The organism is Nonomuraea sp. PA05, from assembly GCF_008086045.1.
GTDB lineage: Bacteria > Actinomycetota > Actinomycetes > Streptosporangiales > Streptosporangiaceae > Nonomuraea > Nonomuraea monospora.
In genome coordinates this window covers 184,566-201,138 of the sequence record NZ_VSEY01000018.1, presented here as the reverse complement: position 1 = coordinate 201,138, position 16,573 = coordinate 184,566, and the positions used below count along the sequence as shown (strand labels likewise).

General features: G+C 71.7%; 14 protein-coding genes. 5 read left to right on the top strand and 9 right to left on the bottom strand.

Features of this window, described 5'->3' with window-relative positions; translation table 11 throughout:
- Positions 1-37 precede the first annotated feature (37 nt).
- A complete protein-coding gene (locus FXF51_RS27900; protein WP_222871501.1) occupies positions 38-559 on the bottom strand; it encodes a snapalysin family zinc-dependent metalloprotease in 522 nt (173 codons plus the stop codon).
- 147 nt (positions 560-706) lie between these two features.
- Here FXF51_RS27900 and FXF51_RS27895 point away from each other — a divergent pair, with 147 nt between their 5' ends.
- The 3 genes from FXF51_RS27895 (at position 707) to FXF51_RS27885 (ending at position 3,487) form a co-directional block, all read left to right on the top strand.
- Positions 707-934, top strand: coding sequence for a hypothetical protein (locus tag FXF51_RS27895; protein WP_222871506.1), 228 nt, complete (start codon positions 707-709; stop codon positions 932-934).
- Between the two features lie 61 nt (positions 935-995).
- Positions 996-1,853, top strand: coding sequence for a hypothetical protein (locus tag FXF51_RS27890; RefSeq protein ID WP_148437629.1), 858 nt, complete (start codon positions 996-998; stop codon positions 1,851-1,853).
- A 371-nt stretch (positions 1,854-2,224) separates the two neighbouring features.
- Positions 2,225-3,487, top strand: coding sequence for a hypothetical protein (locus FXF51_RS27885; RefSeq protein WP_148437628.1), 1,263 nt, complete (start codon positions 2,225-2,227; stop codon positions 3,485-3,487).
- Positions 3,488-3,588: 101 nt separating this feature from the next.
- On the opposite strand, the gene FXF51_RS27880 is transcribed toward FXF51_RS27885, so the two are convergent.
- The 3 genes from FXF51_RS27880 to FXF51_RS27870 all read right to left on the bottom strand — a co-directional run bounded on the left by FXF51_RS27880 (position 3,589) and on the right by FXF51_RS27870 (position 7,608).
- A complete protein-coding gene (locus FXF51_RS27880; protein WP_148437627.1) occupies positions 3,589-4,500 on the bottom strand; it encodes an NBR1-Ig-like domain-containing protein in 912 nt (303 codons plus the stop codon).
- 129 nt (positions 4,501-4,629) lie between these two features.
- Entirely contained in the window at positions 4,630-7,098 is a 2,469-nt protein-coding gene (locus FXF51_RS27875; protein WP_148437626.1) for an NPCBM/NEW2 domain-containing protein, read from the bottom strand.
- 198 nt (positions 7,099-7,296) lie between these two features.
- Entirely contained in the window at positions 7,297-7,608 is a 312-nt protein-coding gene (locus tag FXF51_RS27870; RefSeq protein WP_148437625.1) for an EthD family reductase, read from the bottom strand.
- Positions 7,609-7,738: 130 nt separating this feature from the next.
- Here FXF51_RS27870 and FXF51_RS27865 point away from each other — a divergent pair, with 130 nt between their 5' ends.
- Positions 7,739-8,155 carry a hypothetical protein gene (locus FXF51_RS27865; RefSeq protein WP_148437624.1) on the top strand — a complete coding sequence of 139 codons (417 nt, stop codon included), beginning with the start codon at positions 7,739-7,741 and terminating at the stop codon, positions 8,153-8,155.
- Here FXF51_RS27865 and FXF51_RS27860 read toward each other — a convergent pair.
- The gene (locus tag FXF51_RS27860) at positions 8,142-8,957 is read right to left on the bottom strand and encodes a hypothetical protein (protein ID WP_148437623.1); all 816 of its coding nucleotides are present in this window, start codon (positions 8,955-8,957) and stop codon (positions 8,142-8,144) included. The genes FXF51_RS27865 and FXF51_RS27860 overlap by 14 nt on opposite strands.
- Before the next feature lie 64 nt (positions 8,958-9,021).
- Positions 9,022-10,362 carry an NAD(P)/FAD-dependent oxidoreductase gene (locus FXF51_RS61015; RefSeq protein ID WP_187414603.1) on the bottom strand — a complete coding sequence of 447 codons (1,341 nt, stop codon included), beginning with the start codon at positions 10,360-10,362 and terminating at the stop codon, positions 9,022-9,024.
- A gap of 43 nt (positions 10,363-10,405) precedes the next feature.
- Here FXF51_RS61015 and FXF51_RS27855 point away from each other — a divergent pair, with 43 nt between their 5' ends.
- Positions 10,406-11,188, top strand: a complete 783-nt coding sequence (locus tag FXF51_RS27855; RefSeq protein WP_148437622.1) for an SAM-dependent methyltransferase — start codon at positions 10,406-10,408, stop codon at positions 11,186-11,188.
- 16 nt (positions 11,189-11,204) lie between these two features.
- Here FXF51_RS27855 and FXF51_RS27850 read toward each other — a convergent pair whose 3' ends face one another.
- Genes FXF51_RS27850 through FXF51_RS27840 form a run of 3 tightly spaced genes read right to left on the bottom strand, consistent with a single transcriptional unit; the run spans position 11,205 to position 16,543 of the window.
- On the bottom strand, positions 11,205-12,602 hold the full coding sequence (locus tag FXF51_RS27850) for an SLC13 family permease (RefSeq protein ID WP_148437621.1): 1,398 nt from the start codon (positions 12,600-12,602) through the stop codon (positions 11,205-11,207).
- 27 nt (positions 12,603-12,629) lie between these two features.
- Positions 12,630-15,395, bottom strand: a complete 2,766-nt coding sequence (locus tag FXF51_RS27845; RefSeq protein ID WP_262379884.1) for an FAD-binding and (Fe-S)-binding domain-containing protein — start codon at positions 15,393-15,395, stop codon at positions 12,630-12,632.
- The gene (locus tag FXF51_RS27840) at positions 15,392-16,543 is read right to left on the bottom strand and encodes a pyridoxal-phosphate-dependent aminotransferase family protein (protein WP_148437620.1); all 1,152 of its coding nucleotides are present in this window, start codon (positions 16,541-16,543) and stop codon (positions 15,392-15,394) included. Before FXF51_RS27840 ends, FXF51_RS27845 begins: the two co-directional genes overlap by 4 nt.
- Positions 16,544-16,573 lie beyond the last annotated feature (30 nt).

Below are 16,573 nucleotides of genomic sequence, written 5' to 3'. Positions count from 1 at the left end.
GCCGGTGGCGCCGGCCCGCTCCGCTTCCCGGGACCCGTTACCGTTCCTCGTACACTCGCCCGAACTCCACCTGCGGCGTGCCACCGGAGAAGTTCCGATCGACCTCAGCCCGCTCGGCGGCGCTGGGTACCGCGTTCCTGCAGCTCACCGGCGCGCTGGAGCCCGACATCAGGTCGGAGCACCGCCCGGTGCGCCGATCAGGCAGCCCCAGGATGTGCCCGATCTCGTGGGTGGCGATCCGCAGCGGGTAGTAGCCCTGGTTGACGGCCTGCCGGCCCATCCAGATCGTGCCCCGCCCGAGGCTGGTCGGTTGCGCGCGGGGCCAGCCGTTGTCGGCGAGCACGACGAAGTGGGCGGGCGTGCCGCGCATGAGCCGGACGTTCACCACGTTGGAGTTCCAGACCTGGGCGGCCTGGTCGATCGTGGCGCTGAACTCGGCGGCGCGGCTGGCGTCGTACCTGAGCACCGTGACCAGTGCGGTGGCCTGAGCGGGCGCGGTGACGAGCAGGAACGCCAGGCCCAGGACGACGGAGAGCATGAAGCGAAGAGGTCTTGACACGGAGCCTCCTCCAGGAGTTGGGGGTGTTGTGACGGTATGCGCACCCGCTCGCCCGGGAGACGTATCAAGTTGCCCCTATCGTCGTGATATGGCCCCTGCTTCCGGCCTCCAGAAACTGTCAGTGCTCGCATGCTCGCCGGCCAGGCGATGCGAATGGCCAGCCCGCGCCGCAAATGGATCATCGGCCGGTTGCCGGCCGAGCGCACCCCCGCGGCCGAGGTCCGCGCGTCCACCATGCGCGGCTTCCTGCTGCGCATGTACGACGCGGTGGCGCGCGCCGAGCAGGACGTCATGCTCACCCTGGCCCTCGGCGGCCTCGGCACGGCGCTCGTCTACGCCGACCTCTACACCCTCCAGGCCACCGCCTACCGCTGAGACCGGTTGAGTAGGGGGATACTCATGCCCTGCCGTGGCCGCCCTCCTAACGTCACCAGGCATGAAGACCTGGACGGCCGCCCTCGCCCTCATGTCGTGCCTCGCGGTGACCGGCTGCGGCAGCGGCGCCCTCAACGGCCCCGCCTCCTCTTCTGACGGCGAAGCAGCCGCCGACAGCGGCTCCTCGCCCTCCTCCTCTGGCGGCGACGGCGAGGTGGCGGGCGGTGGCGACGGCGAGGTGGCGGGCGGCGGCGGAGACCCGGCCCGCCCCTCCACCGGACCGACGCGCAAGACCCAGTACGAGTTCACGCTGCCGGTGGGGGAGACCTCGGTGGACGTGAACGAAGGGGATGTCTACGCGGCGTTGTCGGAGGGCCGGTGCGACGACGCCCAAGCCCTGCTCGACTCGACCCAGGGAAACTTCCGGACCCAGCAGACCGTGCCGCTGTTCCAGGCCGGGGTTCACCTGTGCCGGGGAGACAGGGCGGCGGCCAAGGCCGCGTACGCGCGGGCGGTCTACGCGAACGAGGAGAACGTCTGGTTCATCTGCGCGTTGGATCGGGCGGTGGGGAGTGTGGTGCGCGGGCGGCCCAAGTCGGTGCTCGGCACGTGTCCGCCGGTCATTCCACGCACCTCCACGCCGGAGCCCGACTCGTCGCCGGAGACGTCGCCGGAGACGTCGCCGGACTCGTCACCTGAGTCGTCAGCCGAGGCTTCGCCCGAGTCGTCGTCTGAGTCCTCTTCTGAGTCGTCGCCGGATCCTGAGTCGTCGTCTGACACGGAGTCTTCGTCCGAATCGGAGTCTTCGCCTGATTCCGGGTCGTCGTCTGAGTCGGGGAGCGGTGAGAGCTCGGAGTCCACCACTGGCACGGGGTCTGGGCAGGGCTCCGACCCCTCTTCGGGCTCCGACTCCGGATGAGCGACGAGCCGACCGTGGAGATCGCGGGAAGGGCTGCCCCGCCGAGGCCGCCTACGGGCGATGAGCATGCGCCGCCGCTCACCGCCGACGGCCGGCGCGGGGTGCCAGGGTCAGCCACCGACCCCCCAACGGCCACCGCGCCCTCAGCGGACGCTCACCTCTCAACAGACGCCCACGCCGCGACGCCCACCCAGCCTGCGACGCCCACCCAGCCTGCGACGCCCACCCAGCATGCGACGGCGGCCCAGCCTGCGACGGCGGCCCACCCTGCGACGGCGGCCCACGACGCGATGGCCGCCCAGCCTGCGACGGCCGCTCACCCCGCAACGGCCGCTCACCCCGCAACGGCCGCTCACCCCGCAACGGCCGCCATGCCCGTGACGGCCGCCGAGTATCCGAGGGCCAGGCCGCTGCCCGAGCGTGATCCGTTGGTCGCCATGGCGGGCGAGGAGGAGCCGCCGGCGGGGGAGGAGGGCGAGGGCGACGGTCCTGCCGGGCACCCGTTGCTGCGCTGGGCCATCGGCGTGCTGGCCAACGTGACCGTACTGACCGGCCTGCTCGTCTACTTCGGCTGGCAGCGCAGCGAGATCCAGGCCCTGGAACTGGGCATCGACGACAGCGTCCTGGGCATGTCGCCCACGGACTACGTGCTGCGGAGCGTCCGCCAGGCGTTGACCCTGCTGCTGCTCATCGCCATCGGCGGGCTGGCGTGGCTGCAACTCGACCACTTCCTCGCTCCTCGCGTGCGCGACTTGGGCACCACGGGGCGGGAAGACAGCACCGCCGGCCAGGAAGGCGAAGTCGCGGGACAGGAGGGCGGTCCCGCCAAGAACGCGGGAGATGCAGACTGCCCCAGCGGCGGGCATCCGGCAGATTCCCGGCACCGAGAGCGCGCCGGCCATCAGCGGGGCGCGGTGGCCGGCCTCCGCCGTCGACGGGTGCTCGGCGAGGCGGCAGGACAGGCCGGGGGCGCAGGCGCCCATGCCGGTGGCGAGGAAGGCGCGGCCAGAACAACAGGTAGGCAAGTCGGTGGTGAGGAAGGTGTGGCCGTAGGAGCGGGTGGCCAGGTCAGGAGCGTGGACCGGCTTGTGCGGTACTCCTTGCGCTTCATGTCCTGGGCATGGCTGGTGCTACCGGTCACCTTCTGGGCCCTGGGCTTCGTCGGCCCCCTGTTGGAGACCGCGTTCCTGATCTTCCCCTTCAGCATCGGCGTAGGCGCCCTGCTCACCCTGTACGGCACCCACCTCCGCTCCACCATCCCCGGCCAATCCCCCCACACCAACATGCCCCTGCGTTACGCGTTCACCGCGCTCATCGTGTGCGTGTCCCTCTTCTACGGAGCAGGCAACTACGCCACCGTCCTGGGCGTCTCCCTGGCCGAGAACCTCCAGGTGAACAACCTGGCGATGGTACGCGTCTACAGCACCCAACGCCTGAACCTGGCGGCAGGCAAGGAGACGACCCTCCCCGGCTCCACCGGCAAGGACGACTACCGCTACCGCTACACGGGCCTGCGCCTGCTCCTGCACACCAGCAAGGGCTACTTCCTGGTCGCCCAGGATTGGCGACCCCAGCAAGGGGTCGTGATCATCCTTCAGGAGTCGCCCACGATACGGCTGGAAATGGGCGGTTGAACGCGTCACCCGGGAAGTGCACGACCAGGGAGGTGGGCAAGGTGGGGCCGTAGGGGAGTCGGCGCCCAGTCGTGACGGTGCACCGCCGTGGCGCCGGGGGGTCAGGTGACGCTGACGTCCAGGAATATGGGTTTCTTGGCGGCCAGGAGCGGGGCGCCGTGTTCGTCGGTCATCTTCCAGAAGATCTTGCAGCGGCCCGGGGAGTCGGCGGCGCGGACGCGTACGGTGATGTCGACCGACTCGCCCGGCAGGACAGGGCCGATCGCGACGCGCTTGGGCGCCTTGCACGGGGTGTCGTTCATGCGGGTGAGGTAGCGGTCCTGCCAGGGGATGTTCCCCGAGTTGCGGATGCGCCAGGTCTTGTCGAAGGACGTGCCCGACTGCACGACGGTGCCGTCCGGGTAGGTGACGTCCTTCTCGAAGACCGAGTCGTCGAACGGGGTGGCCGGCGGGGTCGGGGTGCCTTCCGCGTCGTCCACGATGTGGGGGAGGACCCAGCCGATCAGGATGGCGCCCGCGCCGACCACGCCGCAGATCGCGGCCAGGACCGCGTGCCGCCGGCCCGATCGGGGCCTCTTGCCGGTGGGCCGGGGGCCCGGTGGTGGGTCGTCGGAGGCAGGGGGTTCGTCCGAGGTGGGTGCCTCGTCGGTGATGGTGTGGCGGGGGCCGTTCGCAGGGCGGGATGCTTCCTCCCAGTACGTCCGCCATTCGCGTCTGACCTCGTCCTCGTTCCTGCCCAGCCGATGGACGGCCAGCACGCGGACGAACTCCCAGGTCGTCTCCCAGCTCGGCATCGTGGTGCCCCGGGCCGCGGCGGCGAGGGAGGACTTGGAAGCGGCGGCTCCGAGGCGGGAGGCCATGTCGGCGAAGGACGGATCGCCCGCCTGCTCCTTGAGCTCCCAGAGGCGGTGGGCGAAGAGCGCGACGGGGCCGGAGCCCGGGTCGGGCCGGACGGGGCGGCGGCCACGCCGCGCCCCCGTGTTCTCGTCCTGCGATCCGGGCGACTGCGCCATCCCACCTCTGCTTCGGTCGGCCGCCGCGCGGCCCCCTGCCGCACGGCACCAAGACCAATGGAGGTTACCAAAGGCGACTGGGACGTGGACCATGAGTCACCAGGACGAGCATGGCGGGCCCCGGCGCGTTCATTCGGCCCTGATGTCGTCGATCAGCACCTCGCCTCCGGTGTTCAGGAACACCCACACCGCCCGGATGTCACTCCGATCGAGCGTCACCCCCACCGGACAGCTGATCTGGTCGAACCGCTCGGTGACGGTCCTGCTGGAGTGCGGGTTGGTCCAGGTCCACAGCCCGCCCTGGCACCAGGTGAACGACTCTCCGACCTGGACGGCGATCTCCCCGACGGTGCCGACGTCCCCCGCCTTGAGGTCGAACTTGAGCATCGTCCTGCCGGACAGGTCCACCGGCGCGGCCAGCGTCCTGCCGAACCAGTTCCCGGCGACCGGGGTGGACACCGCGAGGCCGTTCGCACCCTCGGTGTGGAAGGAGGGGGATTGTGTAACGGTGCCGCCGTCGCCCGGGTTGGCGATGGTGAAGCCCTCGGTGCCGGATTCGAAGGAGAAGAGGGTCTGCGACTGCGGCAGGATCGGGCTGTCGTCCGGGACGTCGCCGCAGGTCAGCACGGGTTTCGCCCAGTCGGTGTGGGTTCCGGATGTCGGGGACTCCGCCACCAGGCGCAGCCACGCGGCGCCGGTCAGGTCGGCGGTGAGGGGCTTCGGGGCCTCACCTGCGGCGACGGGGCCGCTGGTGGCGGCGGCGGTGTCGTCGGCGTACACGGTGAACGTGGCCGGGCCGCCCTGCGCCTCGTCGTCCAGGCCCACGTCGGTGACCAGGCGCGAGCATCGGCCGCCGAGGTAGTAGCGCAGCTCGCTGCCGGTCGTGGTGCCCAGGCCGCGCTGGTACACGTGGCCGGCGATGGTGATGAGGTTGCCGTCGTTCTCCAGCGCGCCGCCGTTGCTCTGGTCGGCCTCCACGGGGCCGGTGGCGTTGGCGGAGGTGACGGGGGAGATCGTGCTCAGGTGGCGGCGTCCGTCCTCGGGGGCGGTCACGACCGTGGCGATGATCTGGCTGGAGGTGGTGGCGGGGCGGTGGCGGGGGCCCCATCGGTAGGAGGCGGTGATGTCGACCGGGTAGTGGCCGGCGGGGGTGCCTGCCGGGACGTTGAGCCGCCAGGTCGTCCGCAGCGTCGTGTCCGTGGCGAGCCGGGCGCGTTCGGCAGAGCTGAGGGGGGCGGCGGTCCAGCCTTCCGGTACGTGCGCCGCGACCGACAGGTCGCGGATGGTGCCGACGCCGCGGTTGGTCACGGTGGTCGTCAGCGTCCCCCCGCCGGTGGGGCCCGGAACGACGGTGCCCAGCTCGGCGCCGACCGCGACCGCGGGCGCCACGTGGGCGGGGTCGCGCAGTGGACGTACGCGGTACACGACGGTTCCGTGAGCGGGCACGCCCGCCGAGATCGTGGACTTCACCTGCGTCTCGGCCCCGCTCCACACGTCCGTCAGCCGGTACGCGCCCGCCGGCCGCAACCCGGTCCCGGCCGTCGCGACGCTCACGGTGGCCAGCGTGTCGGTGGAGTTGTACAGGGCGATGGCCCGGTCGCCGTTCGCGAGGGGCTTGTCGAGCACCATGAGCCCGTTCTCGTCCGAGACGACCGCGCCCTGCACGCCGAGCCGGTCCTGGTCGATGGCGATGAGCGCCCGGTTGCCGAGGATGGACAGCGTCTCGGCGGAGGCCGTGCGCAGGTCGGTGCCGATGATCAGCGGGGCGGCCATCATGGCCCACATGCTCATGTGGGTGCGGTACTCGGTGGCCGTCATGCCGCCGTTCCCGATCTCCATCATGTCGGGGTCGTTCCAGTGGCCAGGCCCGGCGTACGGGGCCAGCGGCGCGTTCTGCCGGATGATCGAGCGGAGGCTGGCCCAGTTGTCGCTGATGTCGCCCGTCGTACGCCACAGGTGGCCGATGCCCTTGGCCCACGTCCACGGCTGCGAGGTGCCCCACTCGCAGATGGAGTACACGATCACCCGGCCGGTCTTGTCGAGGGCCTGGCGCATGGCGGTGTAGCGCCGGATGTAGTCCTCCTGCGACCCGTCCGACTGGTTGTTGCAGTTGTCGTACTTCAGGTAGTCGACGCCCCAGTCCGCCCAGGTCCGGGCGTCGAGCTCCTCGTGTCCGAGGCTGCCCGGGTAGCCGGCGCAGGTCTTGGTGCCCGCGTCGCCGTAGATGCCGAGCTTGAGTCCCTTGTCGTGGACGTAGTCCGCCACGCCCTCGATGCCGCCGGGGAACTTCGCCGGGTCCGGCACCAGCCGCCCGTCGGGGCCGCGCTCCCGCAGCGACCAGCAGTCGTCGATGTTGACGTACCGGTAGCCGGCGTCCTTGAGGCCGCTGGAGACCAGGACGTCGGCCGTCTCCTTGATCAGCCGCTCGTTGACGTCGCAGCCGAACGCGTTCCAGTTGTTGAAGCCCATGGGCGGGGTGGCCGCGAGCGTGGGGGGCGGCGGCGCCGCCTGGGCGGCGGCGGGGAGTGCGAGGAACGACCAGACGAGCGCCAGGGATGAGACGAGGGCCGCGACGGGCCGTCCCCGATTCCGCATCATGCGCCTCCAGGGGTGACATGCGGTCAGCGACTGTGGACGCTATAGACGCGTGTGACGGCCGTCAATATGCGGATTAACTGGTTCATCGACGCCTTGCGGCGTTGTCGAACTGTTTCGATTCGTGCGAGCTGGGCGGATCGCCGTGGGTTACGGCACCGTACGCTATGAATCGGTTAAGCGGCGACCCGCCCAGCCCTCTCAGACGACCATGCCCGCGGGGCCGGTCAGCAGCGTGACGCCCTTGCCCGCGAAGTTCGCCAGGTCGGCGACCGCCGCCTTGCCCTCCTCACTGGCCGCGGCCGCCTCGAACGCCTGCTGGTCGTCGAAGGTCAGCACCGCGACGAGGTGGTAGGGAGCCTGCTCGCCGCCGGTGGCGGCGGGCCGCATGGTCGAGTACGAGCGCACGCCCGGCATACGGGCCGCGAGCGGGGCGTGCGTCTCGTCGTAGTGCTTGTCGAACGCCGCGGCGTTGTCCGGCTGGTTGTAGAGCACGATGAGCTGGAAAGCCACTGTCGCCTCCAGAGGCAGACGGGGATGTGCCCTTTGATGAAACCCCCGCCACGGCCTCGGCGATAGGGGCGGCGGCCCGGCCTTTCCCGTTCTACGGTGAACAAAGGAGACGGTCGAACAGGGGGCGCGCATGGATCCGATCGTTCTGGCGGCCGGGACGGCTCTGGTGGCCGCCATGGCCACCGACGCCTGGCAGGCGGCCCGCGACGGCGCGGTGAACCTGTGGCAGCGGGCCAGGCCCGGTGAGGCCGAGGCCGTCGGGGCGGAGCTGGCGAGCGTACGCGGGCAGGTGCTGGACGCGCGAGCCGACGGGGACGAGGACACCGAGCGGGCGCTGGCCGGGTCCTGGCAGATCAGGCTGGCGGCGCTGCTGCGCGCTGACCCGGCGATGGCCGTGGAGATCCAGCGGGTGCTGGACGAGGTGCTGCGGCCCGCGCTGGCCCCTGACGAGCAGGGGCGGGCCGGGTCCGTCGTGATGGAGGCCAAGGCGAGCGGCCAGGCCCGGATCTACCAGGCGGGGCGGGATCAGCACATCAACGAGCGCTGACGTCGCCCCGGTCCAGCGTGAGCGGCTCGTCGCCGTCCTGCGCCGCGAACGGCCCCTCCAGGTCCTTGAACCCGACGACCTCGTCCGCCGGAGGGGGCGTGATCTTCACCTTGGCGCCGTAGCCGGTGTAGCGGGTGTCGACCACGGGACGGTAGGTGTTCTTGCCGTTCGTGTCCGTCCACTTGGAGGTGTACTCCGTGATCAGGCGGATGGGGAGCCCCCGGCGGTCGAGGAAGAGCCGGTAGGAGACCTTGGTGAACTCCGCGTAGCTGTACTTTCCGTACAGGTCGTTCCCAGTGAGCACGCCGCGGTACTCGCCGCCTTTGCGGACCGTGGCCTTGGCCAGCATCGCGCGCAGGATCCTGGGGTTGAAGACGTCCACGACCTGGTCGCCCCGCTGCCCGTCGTTGCCCCACGACGCCTCGCCGGGGGTGAACCTGATCCACTTCTTGCCCTCGGGCATGGGGCCCCACTCGAAGCCGCGCACGTACGTGTGGCGGCCGACCTTGATCGCCTGCAGCTCCTCCGAGGACGGGCCGGCCTTCCAGCGCGAGGTGAGGTCGTAATCCACGGCTCCCGAAGTGCCGAACTCGATCGTGCCTGTGGTCCTCGTCGGCGGGACCTCTTTGACTTTGGAGGTCTTGCCGCGGGTGGTCTCCGAGACCCGGACGCCGCGCCCCTCTGCGAACTGCTCGCGCAGGCTCTTGACCGGGTCGGGCGAGGCGTGGGCCGGGCCGCCGCCGGTGAGCACGCCTGCCGCTAAGGCCGTGGACAGGAGCGCGACCGTGAGGCGCTTGTTCATGAGGGTTCCTCCGCTGTCGATGGGACGCCGGAGCATTCTGGCCGTACGTGATCACAGACGGATCTCAGCCGGACGAGGACCCGGAGGCGGAGCCGTGCTTGGCGGCGAGCCGGACGACGGCGGGGCGCATCAGGGCGGACGGCGGATCCACGAGGCCCACCACGCGGGCGAACGCGATCGCGCACGACGGATCCCGGGTGGCGGCGCGCTGGACGCGGGCCACGTACCGGCCGATCATCCGCGACAGCAGCGGCGGCTCGCCCGGCACCCCTGGGAAGGCCAGGTCGGCCTGGAGCGCGAGCTGCCAGACGGGGTCGGTGGCGCGCATCGCGGCGCGGAAGTAGCGGCGTTCGAGGTCGTCGCGGCCCTGGGCGAGCGTGTCGCGCAACGCGATGGCCTGGAGGGCGGCGGCGCTCATGCCCTGGCCGTACAGGGGATCGACGCTGCACGTCGCGTCGCCGGCCGCGATCAGGCCGCGCGGTGGCCTGCGCAGCCGGTCGAAGCGGCGGCGGACCGCCTTCGGGAAGCGGGCGGGGAGGATCTCGTCCGGTAATCGGGCCGCGCGCAGGGCCGGCAGCACGTCCGGCATGGACGGCGGCACGATCGTGGCGACGAAGTCGAGGAACGCGGCCGGGCCGGTGGGCGGGTGGTCGCCGCACATGCCGCCCGCGCTGAGGATCCAGCGCTCGCCCTCGACCCGGAACAGGGCCATGCCGCGCGGGTTGGCCGGGGTGCAGCCGACGAGCACCAGGAAGTCGCCGCCCAGGGCGTCCTGCGGGAGGGTCAGGTAGCAGGTGCCGTAGCCGACGTTCACCTCGACCTCCTCCACCGGGGGGCGTTCGAGGCCCGCCTCGGCCAGCCAGGTCGCGGCTCTGCCCGCGCGGCCCATGGCGTCCACCAGGAGGTCGGCGGGCAGCGTGCGCTCCTCGCCCTGGCGGCCGGCCATCGCGCCGGTGACGACGTCGCCGGCGCCGAAGAGCGGGCCGACGGCGTCCCAGCCGTCGAGCAGCTCCACCGCCGGCAGCGTGAGCAGCCGCCGCCGTACGTGGTCCTCCAGGAACGGGCGGGTCAGCGCGAGGCCGCGGTCCGGCATCTCGGCCCGGCACATGCGCTGCCCGCCGAGCACCATCCGCGCTTCCTCAAGCGGCCGGTACGGCACCGCCCCGGCCGCCACCAGCTCCCCGGTCAGCCCGGGGAACAGCTCCTCGATGATCTGCTGTCCGCGAGGCAGCAGCGCGTGCGCGTGCCTGCCCTGGGGAACGCCTCGCCGGGGCCCCTCGGTGAGCCGGTCGCGCTCGACGATCGTGACCCGCTCGTACCGGTCGGCCAGCACCCGTGCGGTCAGCAGCCCCGCGAGTCCGGCACCGAACACCACCGCGTGCTCCATCCGGACAAGATCTCTCATACAACCCGTGTCTGCCAAGACCCGATGATCTATTCTCGGCGATATGTCCGAGACTGAGCTTCCGGGAGTCGACTCGAAGACCCCGAACGCCGCGAGGATCTACAACTACTTCCTCGGCGGGAAGGACAACTTCGCCGCCGACCGGGACGCCGCCGAGACGGTGCTGGCGATGGCGCCCGAGGTGCGCGCCGCGGCCATGGAGAACCGCGAGTTCCTGGTCCGCGCGGTCGAGTACCTGGTGGGGGAGGCGGGCGTCCGGCAGTTCATCGACGTCGGCGCGGGGATCCCCGCCGAGCGGCCCGTTCACGAGGTGGCGCAGCGGATCGACCCGAACGCCAAGGTCGCGTACGTGGACAACGACTCCGTGGTGCTCGTGCACTCGCGGGCGCTGCTGGGCGGGCGCCGGGGCACGCTCGTCGTTCCGGGGGACGCACGCGAGCCGGAGGCGATCCTGGACTCTCCTGAGCTGGCCTTGATGATCGATCTGGACCAGCCGGTCGCGGTGATTCTCATCGCGATCCTGCACTTCGTGCCTGATTCCGATGATCCGGCTGGGTTGGTGCGGAGGTTGCTCGATCGGTTGCCGTCGGGTAGCCACGTGGTGATCACCCACCTGTCGGACGGCGGGGTGCCGGATGATCCGCGCATCGCGCAGACGCGGGCGTTGTACAACGGGGGGTTGTACTTCCGGTCGCGTAAGGAGGTCGAGGGGCTCTTCGAGGGGCTCGACATGGTGGAGCCCGGGCTGGTCGGGGTGGGGCAGTGGCGGCGTACGGCAGGGGATGAGACGTCGTGGTGGCTGGGCGGGGTGGCCCGCAAGCCGTGAGCGGTGGGCCGTGCTCTCAGCCGAGCCAGCCGGGAACGACCAGGATGGCCCACGCCGCCAGCGGCCCCACCAGGACGATCACGCCGCCGTAGGTCAGCAGCTTGCGGTAGAAGACGTCCCGCTCCATCCCCCGCACGTTGGCCACCAGCAGCGCCCCCGTCGTCGAGAACGGGCTGACGTCCACGATCGCCGACGACACCGACAGCGCCGCGATCATCGCGATCGGCCCCAGGCTGCCCTGCGCCAGCAGCGGCACGGCCAGCGGCACCAGCGCGCCCAGGATGCCGACGGTCGAGGCGAACGCCGACACGACGCCGCCGACGTAGCAGATGAGCAGCGCCACCAGCAGCGGGATGCCGATCGCGGCCACGGCTGAGCCGACGTAGTCGACGGTGCCGATCTCCTGCAGGACGCCCACGTACGTGACGACGCCGCAGATCAGCAGCACGGTCGGCCAGGCCACCTTCTCCACGGCGCCCTTGTTGGACTTGGGGGAGGTGAGCATGAGGATGACGGCGACGGTGACGGCGGTCAGGCCGACGTCCAGCTTGAACACCAGGACGGCCAGGCAGAGGCCGAGGATGCCGGCCAGGGTCAGGGCCTGGTGCGGGGTGAGCCGGAGACCGGTCGCGGTGGCCGGGGCGCTCTCCGTGGTGACCACGCCACCGCTCCCAGAACCGGAGGTGCCGGACGCGGCGGGCGTGCTGGAGGTGCCGGACGCGGCGGGCACGGTGCCGGGCGCTGTGCCGGGCGCGGTGGCGGGCGCTGTGCCGGGCGCGGTGTCCCCGGACGCCGTGTGCGCGTCGCGCCCCATGAGCCGCCGCCCGCCGAACACGAAGAACACGATCAACGCCGCAGCGGCGTTGAACGCGAAACTGGACAGGAACAACACCAGACTGCTGCTGGGCAGCCCGGCCTCGGCGGTGACCCCGTTGACGATGCCCCCCAGCACGCTGATCGGCGAGAACGCCCCCGCCTGAGTCCCGTGCGCCACCATCAGCCCGATCAACATCGGATGGATCCGATAATCGGCCGCGAACCCGAACGCGATCGGCGCCAGAATCGCCGCCACCGCGGGCGCGGGCGCGCCCACCGCCGTGAGCAGCGCCGAGATGACGAACACGACCACCGGGATGGCGGCCAGCCGCCCCCGCACGAGATGCACGGCGGCCCGGACGAGCCAGTCCACGGTCCCGTTGTTGGTGGCGATGGCGAACAGCAGCGTCACCCCGACGAGGATCACGAACAGGCTGCCGGGGAAGGCGTCCAGGATGGTGTCGGTCTCCATGCCGGCGGCGAGCGTGCCGACGAGGAAGGCGCCGACCAGGGCCAGCGCGCCGAGGTTGATGGGGAAGATCGTGGCCACGACGAACATGGCGACGAGGGCGAGAATGGACAGGAGCTCTGCGGACACTGCGTTCTCCGATCTCCCCCGATGCGTTTATGGCAGGCCGGCCGCCCAGGCGACGAGTTCGACCGGATGGCGGGCGGCGCGTCCGGCGCCGTGTGCGATCTGCTGGCGGCAGGAGACCCCCGTGGCCGCGAGCAGGGTGTCGGGCGAGGATGCGGCGATCGCCGGGAAGAGCCGGAGCGCGCCGATCTTCATGGACAGGTCGTAGTGTTCGGCCTCGAAGCCGAACGATCCGGCCATGCCGCAGCAGCCGGCGTCGAGCTCCGTCACCTCCGCTCCGGGGATCCTGGTCAGCAGCGAGAGTGTGGCGGCGGTGCCGGTGACGGCCTTCTCGTGGCAGTGGCCGTGCAGCAGGATCCGGCGTCCGCGCAGCGCGTCGCCGAGTGCGAGCGACCCCTCGTCGATGGCTTCGGCGAGCAGTTCGGGGACGAGCCGGGCGCGCGCCGCCACGGCCGCCACGCGCGGGTCGCCGGGCAGCAGCGCGGCGTACTCGTCCTTGAGCGTCAGCAGGCAGGACGGTTCCAGCCCGACGATGGGCGCGTCGGAGGCGGACAGGCGGGTGACCAGGTCGCCGGCCATCGCGCGCGCCCGGTCGAGCAGGCCCTTGGAGATGCTGGAGCGGCCGCAGCAGCCGTCGGCGGCGAGGTGGACGCGGTAGCCGGCGCGCTCCAGCAGCTCGACGGCGGCGCGCCCGATCGCGGGTTCGCTGTAGGTGGTGAACGAGTCGGCGAGCAGGATGACGTCCCGGCGGCCCTGCCTGACGGGCCTGCGGGCGAACCAGCGGACCAGGTTGTCGCGGCGGAAGCGGGGCAGCGGGCGTTGCCTGCTCAGGCCGAGCGGGCCGCGGGCGACGCCGGCCAGCCAGTTCGACAGGGGCGCGGTGGCGGAGCCGAGCCGGTTGAGCGTCCTGATCGCGCCGAACGCCCGCGCCCGCAGCGGCACGCCGTTGAGCTGCTGGTACTGGTGGAGGAACTCGCTCTTCATGGCGGCCATGTCGACCCCGAGCGGGCACTCCGACTGGCAGGCCTTGCACTCCAGGCAGAGGTCGAGGATGCCGTGCAGCCGCTCGTCGCCGAGCGCCTGCCGGGGGTCGGGCGACGACAGCGCCTTGACCAGGGCGTTGGCCCGGCCGCGGGTGGAGTGTTCCTCCTCGCGGGTGGCCATGTACGACGGGCACATGACGCCGGTGTCGTCCTTGCGGCACACGCCGACGTTCATGCACCGGTCCGCGGCGGCGTGCATGCCGTCGGCGAAGCTCAAGGTCGTCGGGAGCGGCCGCGGCGCGGGCATGGCGGGGTCGCGCAGGTGGTCGGTCATCGGCGGCGCGTCCACGATCTTGCCGGGGTTCAGCCGGTTGTGCGGGTCGAAGACCTGCTTGACCTGCCGCATCGCTTCGTAGACCGCCTCGCCGAACAGGCGCCGGTTGAACTCGGAGCGGGCCAGGCCGTCGCCGTGCTCGCTGGAGTTCACGCCGCCGTGCCGGGCGGCGAGGTCGGCGATCTCCTCGGCGACAGCCCGCATCGTGCCGATCTCGCCGGGGGAGCGCAGGTCGACGAACGGGCGTACGTGCAGGCAGCCGACCGAGCAGTGGCCGTAGAAGCCGGCCCGCAGCCCGTGCCGGTCGAGGATGCGGGCGAACTCCTCGACGTACGGCAGCAGCCGGTCGGGCGGCACGGCGGTGTCCTCGACGAACGCGAGCGGCCTGCGGCTGCCCACGCTGGAGGCCATCAGCAGGCCGAGCCCGGCCTTGCGCACCTTCAGCACGGCCGTCTGCTGCCGCGCGGTGACGGCGCGCAGCGTGTGGTAGCCGTGGCCGTTGGACTTCCAGATGGCGGCCAGCTTGTCGACCCGGTCGGCCACCTCTTCCGGGGTGTCGCCGAAGAACTCCACGAACAGCAGCGCCTCCGGGTCGCCCTCCAGGATGTCGCCCAGCCCGGCGTAGTCCACGCGCTGCTTGGACAACTCGAGGATGGCCTTGTCGAGCAGCTCGACGGAGGCGGCGTCGAAGGCGAGGGCGTCGGCGGTGGCGGCGATGGCGGCCGCCGTGGAGGTGAAGTGGCCGACGGCGATGGCCTTGGCCTTCGGCAGGTCCACCAGCCCGACCGTGGCCTCGGTCACCACGGCCAGCGTGCCCTCCGACCCGACGATGAGCTTCGTGAGGTCGCCGTGCGCGGCCTGGTCGAGGCGGTAGCCGCCGGAGTGGCGCCAGAAGCGCGGGAAGCCGGACAGGTCGAGGCCGTCGAGGATGTCGGCGACCGCCGTCCGCAGCCGGGTATCGGTGGCGAGGTCGGGGGTGGTGGCGTCGGCGAGCACCACGCGCAGCGCCTGGACGTGGTCGATGGTGGAGCCGTACAGGACGGAGTGGCTGCCGGCCGAGTTGTTGCCGATCATGCCGCCGATGGTGGCCCGGTTGCTGGTGGAGGTGTCGGGCCCGAACATCAGCCCGTGCTTGCGGGCCGCCCGGTTGAGCTGGTCCTGCACGACGCCGGGCTGCACGCGGGCGGTCCTGCCGTCGATCTCCAGGATGCGGTTCATGTGCCGGGAGAAGTCCACGATCACGGCGGCGCCCACCGTCTGGCCCGCCAGGCTGGTGCCCGCGCCGCGCGGCAGCAGCGGCACGCCCAGCTCGCCGCACGCCACCACGAGAGCCCGGACGTCCTCGGCGTGCCGGGGGAAGGCGACGGCGAGTGGCTCGATGGCGTACATGCTGGCGTCGGTGGAGTACAGGTGCCTGGTGTACGGGTCGTCCCGGACGTCACCGGCGATCAGCGGGGCCAGCGTGCGGGCCAAGCTCACTGTGCCCACTCCTGGGCGACCTCCAGGTACGCCAGCGCCGCCCGCGCCCCACCCTCCTTGATCGGCACCCCGGCCGCCGACAGCCCCATCTCGACCCCGCTCAGCGTGCCCGCGAGCGTGAGGTCGCTCAAGTGGCCGAGATGGCCGATGCGGAACACCTTGCCCGCCAGCCGCCCGAGGCCGGTGCCGAGCGACATGTCGTACCGCTCCAGGATGAGCCGCCTGACGGCGTCGGCGTCGTGGCCGTCGGGCATCAGCACGGCGGTCAGCGAGCTGGAGTGCTCGCGCTCGTCGGCGCAGAGCACCTCCAGCCCCCAGCCGCGCACGGCCCGCCTGGTCGCCTCGGCGTGCCGGTCGTGCCGGGCGAAGACCGCGTCCAGGCCCTCCTCCTCCAGCATGAGGAGCGCCTCGCGCAGCCCGTACATGAGGTTGGTGGGCGGCGTGTAGGGGAAGAAGCCCTGCCGGTTGGCCGCGATGATGGGCTCCCAGTCCCAGTACGACCGGGGCAGCCGCCCCCGGTGCGCCAGGGCCTTGCCGCTGACCGCGTTGAACCCCATGCCGGGCGGCAGCATCAGCCCCTTCTGGGAGCAGCCGACGGTCACGTCCACGCCCCACTCGTCGTGGCGGAAGTCCATCGAGCCCAGCGACGAGATCGTGTCCACCAGCAGCAGCGCGGAGTGCCCGGCGCGGTCGAGTGCCGCGCGGATCTCGGGGACGCGGCTGCGCACGCCGGTCGAGGTCTCGTTGTGCACCACCATGACGGCGGCGACGTCCGGGGTGAGCCGGTCGGCCAGCGCGCCGGGGTCGGCGCCGTGCCGCCAGTCGCCCGGCACCACGTCCACGACGAGCCCCAGCCTGGCGGCCATCTCGCACCACAGCGAGGAGAAGTGCCCGGTCTCGAAGGCCACCACCTTGTCGCCCGGCGACAGCGTGTTGACCAGCGCCGCCTCCCACGCGCCGGTGCCCGACGACGGGTAGACGACGACGGGCCCCGCGGTCTTGAAGACGGTCTTCAGCCGTTCGAGCAGCTCGCCCACGAGCCGGGCGAACGCGGGCCCCCGGTGGTCGATCGTGGGCTGGGCGATGGCTCGCAGCACCCGATCGGGAACGTTGGTCGGCCCGGGAATCTGCAAGAAGTGCCGGCCCACTGTCTGACCACCTCCGTGCCATCACACGGC